This window comes from Devosia beringensis, from assembly GCF_014926585.1.
GTDB lineage: Bacteria > Pseudomonadota > Alphaproteobacteria > Rhizobiales > Devosiaceae > Devosia > Devosia beringensis.
The window spans coordinates 3,067,965-3,083,917 of sequence record NZ_CP045422.1; the positions used below are offsets into that span (position 1 = coordinate 3,067,965).

Here is a 15,953-nt window from a genome sequence, read left to right on the forward strand (position 1 = left end):
CCTGTCAGGACGCTTGGCGGTATTCACCTACCGGGCGCCACGCTGATCACGGATCGAAGCGGCGAGCGAATCGCGGTATTGAAAGGCTATGCAGCCCTATCTCAAGCTTCTCGCCACCATCCTTGAACACGGCACCGACAAGGCCGATCGTACCGGTACCGGGACGCGGAGCCTGTTCGGCTACCAGATGCGCTTTGACCTGGCGCAGGGCTTTCCGCTGCTGACCACCAAGAAGCTGCATATCAAGTCGATCATCTATGAATTGCTGTGGTTCATCCGCGGCGAGACCAATGTGCGCTGGCTGCAGGAGCGCGGGGTCAAGATCTGGGACGAATGGGCCGACGAAAATGGCGATCTGGGCCCAGTCTACGGGTCGCAGTGGCGCAGCTGGCCGGCGCCCGATGGCCGCAAGATCGACCAATTGGCGCAGGTGATTGAATCGATCAGGAGCAAGCCGGATTCACGCCGACATATCGTCTCGGCCTGGAACCCGGCCGAGGTCGACGACATGGCGCTGCCGCCGTGCCACTGCCTGTTCCAGTTCTATGTCGCCAATGGCAAATTGAGCTGCCAGCTCTATCAGCGCTCGGCCGACAGTTTCCTGGGCGTGCCGTTCAACATCGCTTCCTATGCCCTGCTGACCCATATGGTGGCGCAGGTGACCGGGCTTGAGGTGGGCGACTTTGTGCACACTTTCGGGGACGTGCACCTCTATTCCAACCATTTCGAACAGGCGCAGCTGCAGCTGACGCGGGAGCCCCGCCCGCTGCCGACCCTGGTGATGAACCCGGCGGTGACGCGGCTGGAGGACTTCGTCTTCGAGGATTTTGCCTTCGAGGGCTATGATGCGCACCCGACCATCAAGGCGCCCATCGCGGTATGAGCCGGGACCTGGCCGCACTCGGTGATCTGGTCGCGCAGGTTTCCGACATCTATGCGCAGGGCAATGGCATTGCCCGTGACGACGACTGGTATCTGCTGAAGCTGCAGGAAGAGCTGGGCGAGCTGACGGCGGAGTATCTCAAGCTGTCGGGCCGCGGCCGGCTGAAAGATGCCGCGCCGGCGGCGATCCGGGCGGCGCTGGAGGATGAAACGGCCGACGTGCTGGCCATGATCCTGCTGTTTGCCCGCAACAATGGCATCGACCTCGAGGCGGCGCTGCAGCGGAAATGGTTCAGGCACCTTCCGCAAGACTAGCAGACCGCGCTAGATAGGTTTGCGTGCGCCCTTGCCGGTGCCGTGGCGTTTTACTCAAGTGACTATGATGCTGGCGTCGGGGGACATGCCATGAAACTGCTCTGGACTGCGACTATGCTGCTGGCGACAGGCCTGCCCGCGCTGGCCAATGACACCTCGGCGGTGCTGACGACGGGTGGTCTGGAATTCGTGACCAATGCGGATATCGTCATGCAGAGCGAGGACCTGTTCATCTCGGCCGAGCAGATCCGCGTCACCTATGAATTCCGCAATGACGGGGCGACGGACCAGACCGTGCTGGTGGCCTTTCCGATGCCCGACATCGCGCCGGATTTCTATTCACCAATCGGCTATCCGACCGGGCCGGACGACAATCTGTTTGAATTCGAGACCCGCTTCGAAGGCGAGCCCGTGGTGGCGGAGCTGCACGAATATGCCTTTGCCCATGGGGTGGATCGCAGCGACATCGTGCGGCAGTTCGGCCTGCCCATGGTGCCGATCAGCGAGCGGGCGCAGCTGGCAACCGAAGCGCTGCCGCCGGAAGCCCTGGCCGAGCTGCTGCATCTGGGGATGGTGGCGCCCGATGAATATGACGTTGGCCAAGGCATGGAAAAGCACTATTTCCCGACCTGGACCTATAGGGCGACCTATACCTGGGAGGCGGTGTTTCCGGCCGGCCAGACCGTCACCGTGGTGCACAGCTACAAGCCAAGCATCGGCGGTACGGCGGGGGTGAGTTTCCTCTACCCGGCCGATGCCTATGGGGATCCGGGAGCGGACTATGCCAAGAAATACTGCACCGATGCCGGCTTCATCAAGGCCGTGCGCGCCACGCTGACCAATCCGGACGAGCTGTGGACCACGCCCTATACCGAGACCTGGCTGTCCTACATTCTGACCACCGGCGGCAACTGGGCCGGCAATGGCATCGAGCGGTTCCGCCTCGTGGTCGACAAGGGCGATCCGGCCAATCTGGTCTCGTTCTGTGGCCAGAACGTCAAGAAGATCGGTCCGACCACCTTCGAGATGGTCGAGGAGAATTTCTGGCCGGAAAAGGAGCTTGACATCCTCATTCTGCAGCGCCGGACGGACCCGTAATGACCCTGACGATACGCCCCGCGCAATCGGGCGACGCGGCCCAGATCATCGCCTTCATCGCGGCGCTGGCGGACTATGAAAAGCTCAGCCACGAGGCGGTGGCCACAGAGGCCGATATCACGCGCGACCTGTTCGGTTCCGACCCCAAGGTGTTCTGCGAGATCGCCGAGTGGGGCGGCGAGCCAGTGGGCTTTGCGCTGTGGTTCTACACCTATTCGACCTTCCAGGGCCGACACGGCATGTGGCTGGAAGATCTCTATGTCGATCCGCAGATGCGCGGCAACGGTATCGGCAAGGCGCTGCTGACCCATCTGGCACAGCGCTGCGTGCGTGAAGGGCTGGGGCGGTTCGAGTGGTGGGTGCTCGACTGGAACGCGCCGTCCATCGCCTTCTACAAGGCGCAGGGCGGGGTGATGCAGGATGAATGGACCAAGGTGCGTGTCGACGGCGCGGACCTTTTGGCACTGGGGGCAGCATGACAGCCAGGATCGCCATGATCGTCGGAGTCGCCGAAAACGGCGTGATCGGCAGCGACCAGACCATTCCCTGGCGCATTCCCTCGGACATGGCGTTCTTCAAGCGCACCACCATGGGCAAGCCGATCATCATGGGCCGCAAGCAATATGAGACGGTGGGCAGGCCGCTGCCGGGGCGCAGCAATATCGTGGTGACCCGGCAGCAGGGCTATCAGCCCGAGGGTGTGCTGGTGCTCGCCAGCCTCGATGCGGCAGTGGCCGTGGCACGCGATATTGCACAGAAGGACGGTATAGACGAGATCGTGATCATTGGGGGCGGCGAGATATATGCCCAGATGATGGACCGGGCCGACCGACTTTATATTTCTCACATTGCCCTCAATCCGGCCGGCGACGTGCGGTTCCCTGCTATCGACCCGGCACTGTGGGCGGTGACCGAAGAGCCCGAAATTGCGCCCGATTCCAGGGACGAAGCACCCTACCGCGTCAAAGTGTATGAGCGTCGGATTGCCGCGGCGCATTGATCGCGTGGATCGCTTGCCTATATAAGGCCATAATGAAGTGACGATAATCCGAAAGGGATGCGATGCCGTGGGAGAATAATGGAGGCGGGGGTGGCCGCAACAATGGCGGTCCCTGGGGACAGGCACCCGGTGGCGGCGGCGGCGGTGGTCCAAGGCGGCCAGGCGGCGGCAACACGCCCAATCTCGAAGATATTCTCAATCGCGGCCGCGACCAGTTTCGCGGTGGTCTGCCCGGCGGGCGCTGGGCACTGATCGGTGGTGCCCTGGCCCTGGTGGCATTCTGGGGGCTCAATTCGGTCTATACTATCAATCCGCAGGAAGTCGGCGTGGAGCTGCGCTTTGGCGCCCCCAAGCCAGAGCTTTCGACGCCTGGCCTGCACTTCCTGTTCTGGCCTGTCGAAACGGTCGAGCGGGTCGTGACCACGGTCAACCAGACCCAGATCGGTGCATCCGATGCCAGTGGCGCCTCGCGCACCAATGCCTCCGGCTCCACCGAAGGGCTGATGCTCTCGGGCGATCAGAACATCGTCAGCGTGCAGTTCTCGGTCTTCTGGGCCATCGATAATCCAGTCGATTATCTGTTCAACGTGCGCGACCAGGAATCCATGGTGCGTTTCGCTGCCGAAAGCGCGATGCGTGAAGTGGTCGGTCGCCGGCCAGCCCAGGACATCTACAGCGATGACCGTAGCGGCGTGTCGGCCGAAGTGCTGTCGATCACCGAAACCATTCTGGACAGCTATGGCCTTGGGGTGAATGTCACCCAGGTGCTGATCGAGAATGCCGGCCCACCGGCCGAAGTCATCGACGCGTTCAACGAAGTCCAGCGCGCGCGCCAGGACGAGACGCGTCTGCAGGAAGAAGCCCGCTCCTACGCCAATACGCTGCTGGGTGACGCCCGTGGTCGTGCGGCAGCCCTGCGTGAAGACGCAGCGGCCTACACCAATCGCGTGGTGCAGGAAGCAACCGGTGAATCGGAACGCTTCAACGCCGTTTATGCCGAATATGTCAATTCGCCCGAAGTGACGCGCAAGCGTCTCTATCTCGAGACGATGGAGCAGGTGCTCGGCGGTTCGGAGAAGGTGCTGATCGAAAATGGCGTCGATGGCAGTGGCGTCGTGCCCTATCTGCCGTTGCCCGAATTGCGCTCGCGCGCCACGACCACGCCGACAACGACGACGACGGGGAACTAAATCATGCAAAACCGTCTCATCATCCTCGGCGTTGCCGTCCTTGCCGTGCTTTATGTCGTGTTTTCATCGCTTTACGTGGTCGACGAACGCGATCAGGCCATCGTGATGCGCTTCGGCCAGATCACCGATGTGCGTACCGAACCGGGCATTTATTTCAAGATCCCCACCGATATCGTGGACAGCGTGCAGATCATCGAAGATCGGCTGCTGCGCTATGACATCGCCAATATGCGGGTGCAGGTTTCCGGCAACGCCTTTTACCAGGTGGATGCTTTCCTGACCTATCGCATTTCCGATCCGCGGCTGTTCCGCGAACGGGCTACCGGCCAGCTGTCGGTTGCCGAGGACCGTATCGGGGCCAGCCTCGACTCCGCCCTGCGCGAGGTTTACGGCCTGCGCGAATTCAATGCCGCCCTGTCCGAACAGCGCGCGCAGATGATGCAGGAAGTGCGTGACCTGATCCGTCCGGATCTGGCCAATCTGGGTATCGACGTGGTCGATGTGCGGATCCTGCGCACCGATCTGGATGCCGACGTGTCGGCAACCACATTCGAGCGGATGCGGGCTGAACGTCTGGCCGAGGCCGCGCTGCTGCGCGCTCGTGGTCAGGAACAGGCCCAGTCGCTGCGCGCTATCGCCGATCGTCAGTCGGTCGAGATCGTCGCCGCGGCAACCCGTGATGCGGAAATCATCCGTGGTACGGGCGATGCCGAGCGGAACCGCCTGTTTGCTGCCGCCTATGGTCAGAATCCTGAATTCTTCGAGTTCTACCGCTCGATGCAGGCTTATCTGACGGCACTCCCGGGCACCGGCACCACCATGGTCCTGTCGCCTGACAGCGCCTTCTTCAACTACTTCGGCTCCAATGGCGAACTGCCGGCAGCGACGGCCAATCCGGCCGCGCCGATCCGGCCGACCGCCGCGCCGATGACGGCACCGGTCAGCGATGAACCGGCGCTGGATGGCCTTGGCATTGAAGAGACCACCGCGCCCAGCATGACGCTGGAAGATGGCTCGGAACTGACGCCAACCGTGGGCACTGAAGTGCCGACACCGGCCGAAGCCCCCGCCGAGGGCAGCGTTCCATCGGCTACGCCATCGCCTGTCGAGACGCCCGCCCAATAGTCTGGGCCCAGCGCAGAACCTGAAAAGCCGGCGCAGTCACCTGCGCCGGCTTTTTGCTGTCTGATGCGTAGGAGGCGTTATCGGACGATGTCTTCGTCGGCATAGCCCTGCAGGTAGAGCAGGGCGGTGAGGTCGGCGTGATCGATGCGGATGCCGGCCTGGGCGGCAACAGCCGGCTTGGCGTGCAGCGCGACGCCGAAACCGGCAATGGCGATCATGTCGAGATCGTTGGCGCCGTCGCCCACGGCCATGGTGCGTTCCAGCGGCACATTGCGCTCGGCGGCCAGGGCGATCAGGCGCTGGCGCTTGGTGGTCTTGTCGACGATGGGCTTGGCCACGGTGCCGGTCAGCCGGTCGCCGTCAAATTCGAGGACATTGGCCACCGCCTCGTCAAAGCCGATGCGCTTGGCGAAGAAGTCGGCGAAATAGGTGAACCCGCCCGAGACCAGGGCGGCATAGGCGCCATAGGCCTTCATGGTCTGGATCAGGGCGCGCCCGCCGGGCGCCAGGGTAATCCGTTCGCGGCGAACCTCCTCGATGACCCGGCGCTCCAGGCCCTTGAGCAAAGCCACGCGGGTATCGAGGGCGGCGGCGAAATCGAGTTCGCCGCGCATGGCGCGGTCGGTGATGTCGGCAACCTGTTCCTTGATGCCAAGGGCGTCAGCGAGTTCGTCGATGCACTCCTCATTGATCATGGTGGAATCCATGTCGGCGACGAGGATCGGCTTGCGGCGGCCCTCGCTGGGCACCAGGGCGGCGTCGACCTTGCGGGTGCCGATGACGGCGCGCGCCAGGCTCAGCGCTTCGGTTGACAGTGGATCGATGATCTCGCAGGCAATGGAGTGATCGAGCCAGTTGAGTTCGCCGCCGGTTTGCTGCACCACTGCGGCGGCCAGGTCCGGGTCGAGTTCGGAATCGATGGGATTGGCGATGAGGCAGAGGACTGGCATGGGCAATACTCAAGGAGGATACGGGTGACAGGCCGCCGGCGTGCCGTCCTGATAGCGGGTCCGACTGCCAGCGGCAAGTCGGCGCTGGCGCTCGCCATGGCGCAGGGCCAAAGCGGGGTGATCATCAATGCGGACTCCATGCAGGTCTATGACACGCTGCGCGTCGTAACGGCGCGGCCGGGGCCGGAGGAGGTCGCGCTAGCCGATCACCGGCTGTATGGCAGCGTGCCGGCGGCGAGCCGGTTTTCTACCGGCCAGTGGCTGAGCGCGGTGGGCGAGGTGATCAGCCAGACCGGCGATGCGCCGCTAATTTTCGTTGGCGGCACAGGGCTTTACTTTGACGCGCTGCTGAATGGATTCGCCGATATCCCCGAGGTGCCGGCTGAGATTGCCGCTCAAGTTCAACAAGAGATTCAAGCGCTCGATGCGCGCCAGCGGCTGGCGCTGCTGCAGCGGGAAGACCCGCTCGCGGCAGCCCGGCTCAAGGTTGTCGATCCGCAGCGGCTGGTGCGGGCCCTGGCGGTCAAGCGGGCGACGGGACGGCTGCTGTCGAGCTTTCAGGACGACAAGCAGGCCGGGGCGCTGGCGGGCTTTGACATCGAAAGGATGGTGCTCGACCCTGACCGCGATGTGCTGCGCAAGCGCATCGCGCTACGCTTTGCCGCTATGTTTGTCGGCGGCGCCGTCGAGGAGGTGCAGGCCCTGCGGGCGCTCGATCTTGACCCAGGCCTGCCGGTGACCAAGGCGATCGGGGTGCGCGAAATCGGCGACTGGCTCGATGGGGTCATCGCGCAGGACGAGGCCATCACGCTGGCCACCATTGCCACCCACCAATATGCCAAGCGGCAGCGCACCTGGTTTCGCAACCGCTTTGGCGAATGGCCGCGGCGCGGGCTGGCCTAGGCGCGGGCGCGCATCAGGCCTAGCCGCTCGCGCATGGCAAAACGGGCCACCAGCACCACTGCGACAATGCCGAGTCCGGCGGCCAGGCCCAGCCAGATGCCAACGCCACGCCACTCCAGCATGAAGCCCAGCGCATAGGCGATGGGCAGGCCAATGCCCCAATAACCGACCAGCGCGACCAGCATGGGGATCTTGGTGTCGCTGAGCCCGCGCAAAGCGTGGGCGGCCACGACCTGGGCGCCGTCGACGATCTGGAACAGGCCGGCCACGGCCAGGAAGGTGACGGCCAGGCCCAGCGCACTGGTATTGGCATCCGAGCGCGGATCGAGGAACCAGGAGACGATGAGCGGCCCCATGGTGAGGAAGAGGATGCAGCTGACGGTCATGAAGCCGGTGCCCAGGACAAAGGCGGTCCAGCCGGCCTTGCGCACGCCTTCGGGATCACTGCGGCCATAGGCATTGCCCACCCGTACGGTGGCGGCAATGCCCAGGCCAAGCGGCACCATGAAGGCCATGGAGGCGCATTGCAGGGCCACGGCATGGGCGGCGACCTCGTCGGTCCCAAGGAGGCCCATCAGCAGCGCCGCTGCGGTGAAGAGGCCCACCTCGGCCAGCACAGTCAGGCCGATCGGGGTGCCGATGCGGAAAATCTCGCGGAAGCGCGGCCAGTCGGGTTTCCAGAAGCGGATCAGGATATTGAAACGCTTGAAGCGGCGGTGGCGCAGCACATAGGCCAGCATCAAGCCGAACATCAGCAGATTGGTCAGTACGGTGGCGATGGCGGAGCCGCGCAGCTCGAGTCGCGGAAAGCCGAAATAGCCAAAGATCAGCACGTAATTGGCGGCAGCGTTGAAGGCGACGCCGCCAAGGGTGATCCACAGGATGATGCGGGTGTCATCAAAGGCCGACAGCAGCGAGCGCAGCGCCATGATGGCCAGCGCAGGAAACAGCATCCAGACCGCGATCTGGATATATTGTTCGGCCATGATGGTGGCATCGGGATCTTGGCCCAGGGCGATGAAGATCGGCCGGATCTGCAGCAGCAGTGGCACCAGGACGGCGGCAACGGCAATGCCGGCCCACATGCCCTGACGCACCACGCGACGGACGGCCTTGATGTCGCGTGCGCCGCGGGCCTGGGCTACGAGCGGCGCCACGGCGCCGACAATGCCGAATCCGAGCAGCAGGAACGGCATCAGGAAAGCCGTGGCGAGCGCACCGGCGGCCAGAAAGTCCGGCCCGAGCCAGCCGGTCATGATGACATCGGTGGCGGTGAGAGCGTTCTGCGCCAGCTGGGCGATGACCAGGGGCCAGGCCAGGGTGAAGGTGGCCCGCAGTTCGGCGGCCCAACTCGATGACGGCGAAACGCCAGGGGCGGTCGCGCTGGACGCAACCGTGACTTGCTCACTCATGAAAAAATGTCCTACTCGCAGATCATGCTCTAGCTGAATCCCGCGATTGGCGGAAGGGGCGCGGGTGGCAGGCGCCGGGGAGAAAGTCGATGACATCGAGAACGGACGTGAGCGGGCGTGTGCTGCTGCTGGCCGCGGGCCTGGCGGGCGGCTGCGGGGTGATGGCCGCTGCGGCAGCGTCGCATGGCGGCGAGTCCCGCAATCTGGCGGCGATTGCCGCGATCTGCCTGGCGCACGGGCCGGCGCTGCTGGCGCTCGGGCTGGCGGGCAGGGGTAAGCTGGCGCGGGCGGCCGGCCTGCTGCTGGCGGGCGGCACCGCGGTCTTTGCCGCCGATCTGGGTGTGCGCGAGTGGCTCGGCCACGGGATGTTTGCCGGCGCGGCGCCGCTGGGCGGCGGTGCCATGATCCTGGCCTGGGCGGCCATCGCGCTGGGCGGGGCTATTGGCGCACTGCAAAATGATTGAATGATGGTGGAACCAATCAATGACAGGGTCGTTATTGGGTTGAGATTTCCTCGGAGGCTTCCATGCACAAAATTCTGATTATTGCCGCTACCTGCCTGTCGCTCGCTGCCTGCACCACCACCCAGCAGGGCGCTACCGTTGGCGCCGTTGGCGGTGGCCTGGCCGGCGCGGCCCTCTCGGGCGGTAGCGCAGTTGGTACCGTTATTGGTGCCGGTGCCGGTGCCGTTGTCGGCGCTGCTGCTGGCAGCATGGTCGGCAAGCGTCCTGGCTACAGCAACCAGTGCATCTACCAGGCTCGCGATGGCAGCCGTTACTACGATACTTGCCCCCAGGGCTAAGTCCAGAATTGCAGCATCGCCCCATGCTGCAGGCGCCTGTCAGGCGCTGAACGCCCGGCTCGGATTCAATCCCGGGCCGGGCGTTATTGTTGATCGGTGAAACGCCTTGAATTTATCAGCAATAGCCGCCATATTTTGCTTCTACGACACTGTCTCGCGCTATCTGATCGACCGGCCACGGCCGGGAACTTGGCTATCTCCTGATCTGTGAATCGTTAGGCCGGACCCGCATTTTCGGTCCGTTTTCAACCCTTAGCCGCCCCAGCGGCGACCACTTGTGAGGACTAAGTTCCATGGCTACCACCGGTACCGTCAAATTCTTCAACACCACCAAAGGCTTCGGCTTTATCTCGCCAGAAGATGGCGGCAAGGACGCTTTCGTCCACATTTCCGCTGTCCAGCGTTCGGGCCTGCAGGGCCTCTATGAAGGCGACAAGGTCACCTATGAGCTCGAGACCGGCCGCGACGGCAAGGAATCGGCGACCAACCTGACCCTGCTCAGCTAAGCTGGCTGCGTGATTGTTGCGAAGGGCCCCCGACGGGGCCCTTTTTTGTTGTCCGGGCGGATTTTATTGGCGGCGCGAGCGCGAATCCCGCAGCATTGCCGGACGCTGCCAGTCCCTCGCGGGCCGCAGCCCAAGCGTTACAAGGGTCTCATGGTCAAGAATTTTCTGCGCAACTGGAGTCCGCGGGTCGAGATCCCCACGGAATGCCGACAGGTGGGTGCCTTGCCCTATGCGGTGGTGGACGGCCGGCTCAGTGTGCTGCTGATCACCTCGCGCCGCAGCGGCCGCTGGATCTTTCCCAAGGGCGCCATCGAGCCGGATATGTCGGCCAGCGAAAGTGCCGCCCTTGAAGCGCTGGAAGAGGCTGGGGTCGTCGGTCCGATCGAGGACGTGCCGATCGGCAGCTATCGCACCGGGTCGGACAGTGACGGTTCGGCGCTGGTGGATGTCGATATCTATCCGCTGCTGGTGGAGACCCAGCTCGAGGACTGGAAAGAGCGCAGTCAGCGTCTGCGCCACTGGGCCGTGGTGTCGGAGGCCCAACGCCTGCTGGTCGATCCGGCTCTGGGCCGCATCGCCGTGGCCCTGGCCCGGCGGTTTGGCTGAGGTCAGCCCACCAGCAGGTTGAGCACCAGGAAGACCACTGCTGCCAGCACGGCTGACGCTGGCACGGTGATCACCCAGACGGCCGCGATGCCCAGCACATGGCGGCGGCGCACCAGGCGGCGGCGGGCCTGTTGCCGATCCTTGGAGAGGGCCTGTTCGGGCGTGGCATTGAGCATGGCCGGGTCGACGAAGCGGGCATCGACCGGTACCGAATTGCCCTTCATGTCGCGCTGGGCAATATATTCGCGCAGGAAGCCGACCCCGAAAATGGCACCCACGGCAATATGGGTGGAGGAGACCGGCAGGCCCAGCGCCGAGGCGGCCAGCACGGTGGCGGCGGCCGACAGTGCCACGCAATAGGCGCGGATTTCATTGAGCTTGGTGATCTGTTCGCCGACGGTGCGGATCAGGCGCGGGCCAAACAGGGCCAGGCCCAGCGCGATGCCGACGCCGCCAATGCACAGCACCCAGAGTGGCAGGGCCAGATTGGCCGATTGCACGTCGCCGGTCTGGACGGCGTTGACGATGGCGGCAAAGGGGCCGATCGCATTGGCCACATCATTGGCGCCATGGGCAAAGGACAGCAGGGCGGCGGCGACGATCAGCGGCAGGCGGAACAGCTTGGCGATGTGCTTCTTGCGGTTCTCGATGCGCAGCGACTGACGCCGCACCATGGGCATGGCGACGAGCCAGCCGAGCACGGCAAAGCCGATCCCCAGGCTCAGGACAGTGCCGACGCCCGGAGTCCAGACGCGCTTGAGCCCCTTGGTGGCCAGGTACATGGCAAAAATGCTGGTCATCAGCGCGACCATAATGGGGACCCAGACGCGGGCGGCCGAGATCTTGTCGATCCGGGTGGTGATGGTGGAGCGGATGATGGACAGCAGCAATGCCGCAAACACGCCGCCCAGCACGGGCGAGATCACCCAGCTTACGGTGATGGTGCCGATGACCGGCCAAGCAACCGAGCCAAAGCCGGCCGCGGCGATGCCGGCGCCGACAACGCCGCCCACCACGGCATGGGTCGTGGAGACCGGGGCGCCGATAATGGTGGCCAGATTGACCCAGAGGGCGGAGGCCAGCAGGGCAGCCATCATCACCAGCACGAAGCTGTCATTATCCAGTTGATCGCCGACCAGCAGGTCGCGGGCCACGGTATTGACCACATCGCCACCGGCCAGCAGGGCGCCGGCAGCTTCAAAGATCGCAGCAATCAGCAAGGCGCCAGCCATGGTCAGCGCCTTGGAGCCGACAGCCGGACCCATATTGTTGGCCACGTCATTGGCGCCGACATTGAGCGCCATATAGCCGGCGATCGCGGCTGCGATGATGACCAGATAACTGTGGGGGCCGTCGGTAACGAGAAAACTTGCCCAGACGGCGACGGCGAGCAGGAAGACCAGCGCAAGGCCGGGAGCGGCAAGCGAACGGGCCAGGTCATGGGTGGCGGTCTGCAGGCCAGTGACCCGTTTGAGGTCCTTGTCCAGCGCGGGCTTGGCCATAGTCATCTATCCGTCACATGAAGCGTGTCGCGGCAATAGCATCGTCAGCGCAAATGGCCACCCCTTTATGGATGGCAACCCCAGTTGTTTGCCCCGGGCGCGGCAGCACGTCCGGCGTGGGGCAAGGACGGGCCGGCGGGCCGATCGGTGCGGCCTTGACTTCATTGCGCACTTGCTCTTATCAATGCGGCCAGAATTTTTTGTTGGAGAGGTCCCGTGCGGGCACTCATTCTCGTAGTAGGCAGGCGCATCGGCACCGTGGGATAACATCCCGCGCGATAGCTGGTGCGCCGAAAACAGGTCCCGAACGGGGCCTTTTTTATTGCCCGGTTTTCGCCGCTTACGAGACTGGGCTCCCAATTTGGATTGTAGGGAAGGACAGAAACAATGACCGAAAGAATGACCGGCGCAGAAATGGTTATCCAGGCGCTGACCGATCAGGGGGTCGAGCATATCTTCGGTTATCCGGGCGGCGCTGCCCTGCCGATCTATGACGCCATGTTCCAGCAGGAGGCGCTGCAGCACATCCTGGTGCGCCACGAGCAGGGCGCCACGCATATGGCCGAGGGCTATGCCCGTTCCACGGGCAAGCCCGGCGTCGTTCTGGTGACCTCGGGGCCGGGGGCCACCAATGCGGTGACGGGGCTGACCGATGCGCTGATGGATTCGATCCCCATGGTCTGCATCACCGCCCAGGTGCCCACCACGCTGATCGGCACCGATGCCTTCCAGGAATGCGACACTGTCGGCATTACCCGCAGCTGCACCAAGTACAATTACCTGGTCAAGCGCATCGAAGATCTGCCGCGCATCATGCACGAGGCCTTCCTGATCGCCACGACCGGCCGGCCCGGTCCGGTGGTGATCGACATCCCCAAGGATGTGCAGTTCGCCATGGGCGACTATTACAAGCCCGACCTCGAAACGCTGCGCCACCAGAGCTATCGCCCGCAGGTGGATGGCGATGCCGATGCCATCGAGGCGGCGGTGGAGCTGATGCTCAAGGCCGAGCGGCCGATCTTTTATACCGGCGGCGGCGTGATCAATGCCGGCCCCGAAGCGTCCAAGCATCTGCGCGAACTGGCCGAGCTGACGGGCTTTCCGGTGACCTCGACGCTGATGGGCCTGGGCGCTTTCCCCGCCTCCAATCCGCAGTGGATGGGCATGCTGGGCATGCACGGCACCTACGAGGCGAACCTGGCCATGCATGACTGCGACGTCATGATCAATATCGGCGCGCGCTTTGATGACCGCATCACCGGCCGCATCGACGCCTTCTCGCCGGGCAGCCGCAAGATCCATGTCGATATCGATCCGTCTTCGATCAACAAGGTGGTGCGCGTCGACGTGCCGATCATCGGCGATTGCGAGCGCGTGCTGGCCGAAATGGTGCGCGTCTGGCGCAGCAAGACCAATCAGCCGCGCACCGAGGCGCTGGCGCCGTGGTGGAAGCAGATCGAGACTTGGCGCGCCGTGAATTCGCTCGGCTACAAGAATTCCGACACGGTGATCAAGCCGCAATATGCCATCGAGCGGCTCTACGCGGCCAGCCAGAAGCAGGGCAAAGAGGTCTACATCACCACCGAAGTGGGCCAGCACCAGATGTGGGCGGCTCAGCACTTCCACTTCGACCAGCCCAATCGCTGGATGACCTCGGGTGGCCTGGGGACCATGGGCTATGGCCTGCCGGCCGCCGTGGGCGTGCAGGTTGCCCATCCCGATGCGCTGGTGATCGACATTGCCGGCGAAGCCAGCGTGCAGATGACCATGCAGGAGATGAGCACGGCGGTGCAGTATCGCCTGCCGATCAAGATTTTCATCCTCAACAATGAGCGCATGGGCATGGTGCGGCAGTGGCAGGACCTGCTGCATGGCTCGCGCTATGCGCATTCCTATTCGGAATCGCTGCCTGACTTCGTCAAGCTGGCGGAAGCCTATGGCGGCAAGGGCATTCGCTGTTCCAATCCGGCCGAGCTCGACGCGGCCATCGAAGAGATGTTCGACTATGACGGCCCGGTGCTGTTCGACGTGATCGTGGAAAAGGACGAGAACTGCCTGCCCATGATCCCCTCGGGCAAGCCGCATAACGAGATCATCCTGCCCGATACGGCCAATATCGGCTCCATCATCGACGAGAAGGGACGGCAGCTCGTTTAGAGCGCTGCGGAGGACAACACCATGAACGCACATCTGCAGCCGACCGGTTCGGCCTATTTCCTGACCAACGAAACCCAGGACCAGGAGCGCCATACGCTTTCGGTGCTGGTCGACAATGAGCCGGGCATCCTGGCCCGGGTCGTCGGCCTGTTCTCGGCCCGTGGCTACAATATCGAAAGCCTGACTGTCAGCGAGACCGAACACGGGCGCCGACTTAGTCGCATCACCGTTGTCGTCATTGCCACGCCCAAGGTGCTGGTGCAGATCAAGCTGCAGCTCGAGCGCCTGGTGCCGGTGCACAAGGTGCATGACCTGACCGCCGAGGGCGCCTCGCTGGAACGCGAGCTGGCGCTGATCAAGGTGGCCGGCTCGGGCGATGCTCGCGCCGAGACGCTGCGGCTGGCCGATGCCTTCCGGGCGCAGATCGTCGATGCCTCGGTGGAAAGCTTCGTCTTCGAGATTACCGGCAAGCCGGCCAAGATCGACAGCTTCATTGCCCTGATGCAGCCGCTGGGCCTCGTTGAGGTGGTCCGCACCGGCCTCGCCGCCATTTCGCGCGGCCCGCAGGGCATGTAGGCCCAAAGCCATCGATGCAGCGCCGGCGGCAGAACCCGCCGGCGCTGCATTGGATTGGCTGATGGGTGGCATCACAAATGCCGGTTGGGCGCAGCCCTGCCAATGGTATAGGGTCGGGGCGAGTTCAGACCGAGTGCGCCCATGACCCTGTTGTCCGTCAATCTCAATGCCGTCGCGCAGCTGCGCAATCGCCGCGACCTGCCTTGGCCAAGTGTCGTGGGCATAGCAAGGGTGGTGCTCGATGCCGGGGCCAGCGGCATTACCGTGCATCCGCGGCCGGATGAACGTCACATCAGGCGCACCGATGTGTTCGATCTGGCCGCCATGCTGCGCGCGGACTATCCGGCGGCGGAATTCAATATCGAGGGCTATCCGACCCCCGAATTCATCGATCTGATCGTCCAGGTCAATCCACAGCAGGTGACGCTGGTGCCCGACAGCCCCGAGCAGGCGACGTCGGACCATGGCTGGGATTTCCACGCCATGGGCACGCATCTGACCTCGATGGTGCAGGCGCTCAGGGCGCCGGGGCGGCGTGTATCGCTGTTTTGCGATTCCGATGCCGGCGCTGCGGGGGCGACGGCTGCCAAGGCAACCGGGGCGGACCGGATCGAGCTGTTCACCGGCCCCTATGGCGCCTGTTATGCCGACCCGGACAAGGCCGAATACGAGCTGGCGGCGCTAGCCGAGACGGCGCGGGCCGCCCATGCGGTGGGCCTGGGGGTCAATGCAGGCCATGACCTGACGCTGGCCAATCTGGCGGCGTTCCAGGCCGCGGTGCCGGGTGTCGAGGAAGTCTCGATCGGCCATGGGCTGATTGCCGATGCGCTGCTGACGGGCTTTCCGGCAGCGGTGCGGGCCTATCGGGCGCTGCTGGGCAGCTAGTGCCCGATCCCGGCTTGGACCCTGATAGGCGGGCTTGATTGTAG

General features: G+C 64.1%; 18 protein-coding genes. 15 read left to right on the forward strand and 3 right to left on the reverse strand.

Annotated elements, in window-relative coordinates:
* Positions 1 to 88: 88 nt before the first annotated feature.
* The 7 genes from GDR53_RS14930 (at position 89) to hflC (ending at position 5,610) form a co-directional block, all read left to right on the forward strand.
* The gene (locus tag GDR53_RS14930) at positions 89 to 883 is read left to right on the forward strand and encodes a thymidylate synthase (RefSeq protein WP_193335251.1); all 795 of its coding nucleotides are present in this window, start codon (positions 89 to 91) and stop codon (positions 881 to 883) included.
* Complete coding sequence (locus tag GDR53_RS14935) at positions 880 to 1,197, forward strand: nucleoside triphosphate pyrophosphohydrolase family protein (RefSeq protein WP_193335252.1); 318 nt, start codon at positions 880 to 882, stop codon at positions 1,195 to 1,197. The genes GDR53_RS14930 and GDR53_RS14935 overlap by 4 nt, the downstream gene beginning before the upstream one ends.
* 90 nt (positions 1,198 to 1,287) lie before the next feature.
* On the forward strand, positions 1,288 to 2,295 hold the full coding sequence (locus GDR53_RS14940) for a DUF4424 domain-containing protein (RefSeq protein ID WP_193335253.1): 1,008 nt from the start codon (positions 1,288 to 1,290) through the stop codon (positions 2,293 to 2,295).
* Complete coding sequence (locus GDR53_RS14945) at positions 2,295 to 2,774, forward strand: GNAT family N-acetyltransferase (RefSeq protein ID WP_193335254.1); 480 nt, start codon at positions 2,295 to 2,297, stop codon at positions 2,772 to 2,774. Before GDR53_RS14940 ends, GDR53_RS14945 begins: the two co-directional genes overlap by 1 nt.
* The gene (locus GDR53_RS14950; protein ID WP_193335255.1) at positions 2,771 to 3,295 is read left to right on the forward strand and encodes a dihydrofolate reductase; all 525 of its coding nucleotides are present in this window, start codon (positions 2,771 to 2,773) and stop codon (positions 3,293 to 3,295) included. The genes GDR53_RS14945 and GDR53_RS14950 overlap by 4 nt, the downstream gene beginning before the upstream one ends.
* 62 nt (positions 3,296 to 3,357) lie before the next feature.
* Complete coding sequence (gene hflK, locus GDR53_RS14955; protein ID WP_193335256.1) at positions 3,358 to 4,485, forward strand: FtsH protease activity modulator HflK; 1,128 nt, start codon at positions 3,358 to 3,360, stop codon at positions 4,483 to 4,485.
* Between the two features lie 3 nt (positions 4,486 to 4,488).
* Positions 4,489 to 5,610 carry a protease modulator HflC gene (gene hflC / locus GDR53_RS14960; protein WP_193335257.1) on the forward strand — a complete coding sequence of 374 codons (1,122 nt, stop codon included), beginning with the start codon at positions 4,489 to 4,491 and terminating at the stop codon, positions 5,608 to 5,610.
* A gap of 77 nt (positions 5,611 to 5,687) precedes the next feature.
* Here the strand turns inward: hflC and serB are convergent, their stop codons facing one another.
* Positions 5,688 to 6,560 carry a phosphoserine phosphatase SerB gene (serB, locus tag GDR53_RS14965; protein ID WP_193335258.1) on the reverse strand — a complete coding sequence of 291 codons (873 nt, stop codon included), beginning with the start codon at positions 6,558 to 6,560 and terminating at the stop codon, positions 5,688 to 5,690.
* A 24-nt stretch (positions 6,561 to 6,584) separates the two neighbouring features.
* On the opposite strand from serB, the gene miaA reads away from it, so the two are divergent.
* Positions 6,585 to 7,463 (forward strand): tRNA (adenosine(37)-N6)-dimethylallyltransferase MiaA, encoded by an 879-nt coding sequence (gene miaA / locus GDR53_RS14970; RefSeq protein WP_408639766.1) that lies wholly within the window; start codon positions 6,585 to 6,587, stop codon positions 7,461 to 7,463.
* Here miaA and GDR53_RS14975 read toward each other — a convergent pair.
* Entirely contained in the window at positions 7,460 to 8,875 is a 1,416-nt protein-coding gene (locus tag GDR53_RS14975; RefSeq protein ID WP_193335259.1) for an MATE family efflux transporter, read from the reverse strand. The genes miaA and GDR53_RS14975 overlap by 4 nt on opposite strands.
* A gap of 89 nt (positions 8,876 to 8,964) precedes the next feature.
* Between GDR53_RS14975 and GDR53_RS14980 the strand changes: the two genes are divergently transcribed.
* The 4 genes from GDR53_RS14980 to GDR53_RS14995 all read left to right on the forward strand — a co-directional run bounded on the left by GDR53_RS14980 (position 8,965) and on the right by GDR53_RS14995 (position 10,789).
* On the forward strand, positions 8,965 to 9,339 hold the full coding sequence (locus GDR53_RS14980) for a DUF423 domain-containing protein (RefSeq protein WP_193335260.1): 375 nt from the start codon (positions 8,965 to 8,967) through the stop codon (positions 9,337 to 9,339).
* Between the two features lie 62 nt (positions 9,340 to 9,401).
* Entirely contained in the window at positions 9,402 to 9,677 is a 276-nt protein-coding gene (locus GDR53_RS14985; RefSeq protein ID WP_193335261.1) for a hypothetical protein, read from the forward strand.
* A gap of 293 nt (positions 9,678 to 9,970) precedes the next feature.
* Positions 9,971 to 10,183: a cold-shock protein gene (locus GDR53_RS14990; RefSeq protein ID WP_193335262.1), complete on the forward strand. Its 213-nt coding sequence runs from the start codon at positions 9,971 to 9,973 to the stop codon at positions 10,181 to 10,183.
* Between the two features lie 150 nt (positions 10,184 to 10,333).
* Positions 10,334 to 10,789, forward strand: a complete 456-nt coding sequence (locus tag GDR53_RS14995) for an NUDIX hydrolase (protein WP_193335263.1) — start codon at positions 10,334 to 10,336, stop codon at positions 10,787 to 10,789.
* 2 nt (positions 10,790 to 10,791) lie between these two features.
* Here GDR53_RS14995 and GDR53_RS15000 read toward each other — a convergent pair whose 3' ends face one another.
* The gene (locus GDR53_RS15000) at positions 10,792 to 12,291 is read right to left on the reverse strand and encodes an inorganic phosphate transporter (RefSeq protein WP_193335264.1); all 1,500 of its coding nucleotides are present in this window, start codon (positions 12,289 to 12,291) and stop codon (positions 10,792 to 10,794) included.
* 387 nt (positions 12,292 to 12,678) lie between these two features.
* Here GDR53_RS15000 and GDR53_RS15005 point away from each other — a divergent pair, with 387 nt between their 5' ends.
* The 3 genes from GDR53_RS15005 (at position 12,679) to GDR53_RS15015 (ending at position 15,909) form a co-directional block, all read left to right on the forward strand.
* The gene (locus tag GDR53_RS15005) at positions 12,679 to 14,448 is read left to right on the forward strand and encodes an acetolactate synthase 3 large subunit (RefSeq protein ID WP_193335265.1); all 1,770 of its coding nucleotides are present in this window, start codon (positions 12,679 to 12,681) and stop codon (positions 14,446 to 14,448) included.
* A gap of 21 nt (positions 14,449 to 14,469) precedes the next feature.
* Complete coding sequence (gene ilvN / locus GDR53_RS15010; protein WP_193335266.1) at positions 14,470 to 15,024, forward strand: acetolactate synthase small subunit; 555 nt, start codon at positions 14,470 to 14,472, stop codon at positions 15,022 to 15,024.
* Between the two features lie 141 nt (positions 15,025 to 15,165).
* Complete coding sequence (locus tag GDR53_RS15015; protein WP_193335267.1) at positions 15,166 to 15,909, forward strand: pyridoxine 5'-phosphate synthase; 744 nt, start codon at positions 15,166 to 15,168, stop codon at positions 15,907 to 15,909.
* Positions 15,910 to 15,953 lie beyond the last annotated feature (44 nt).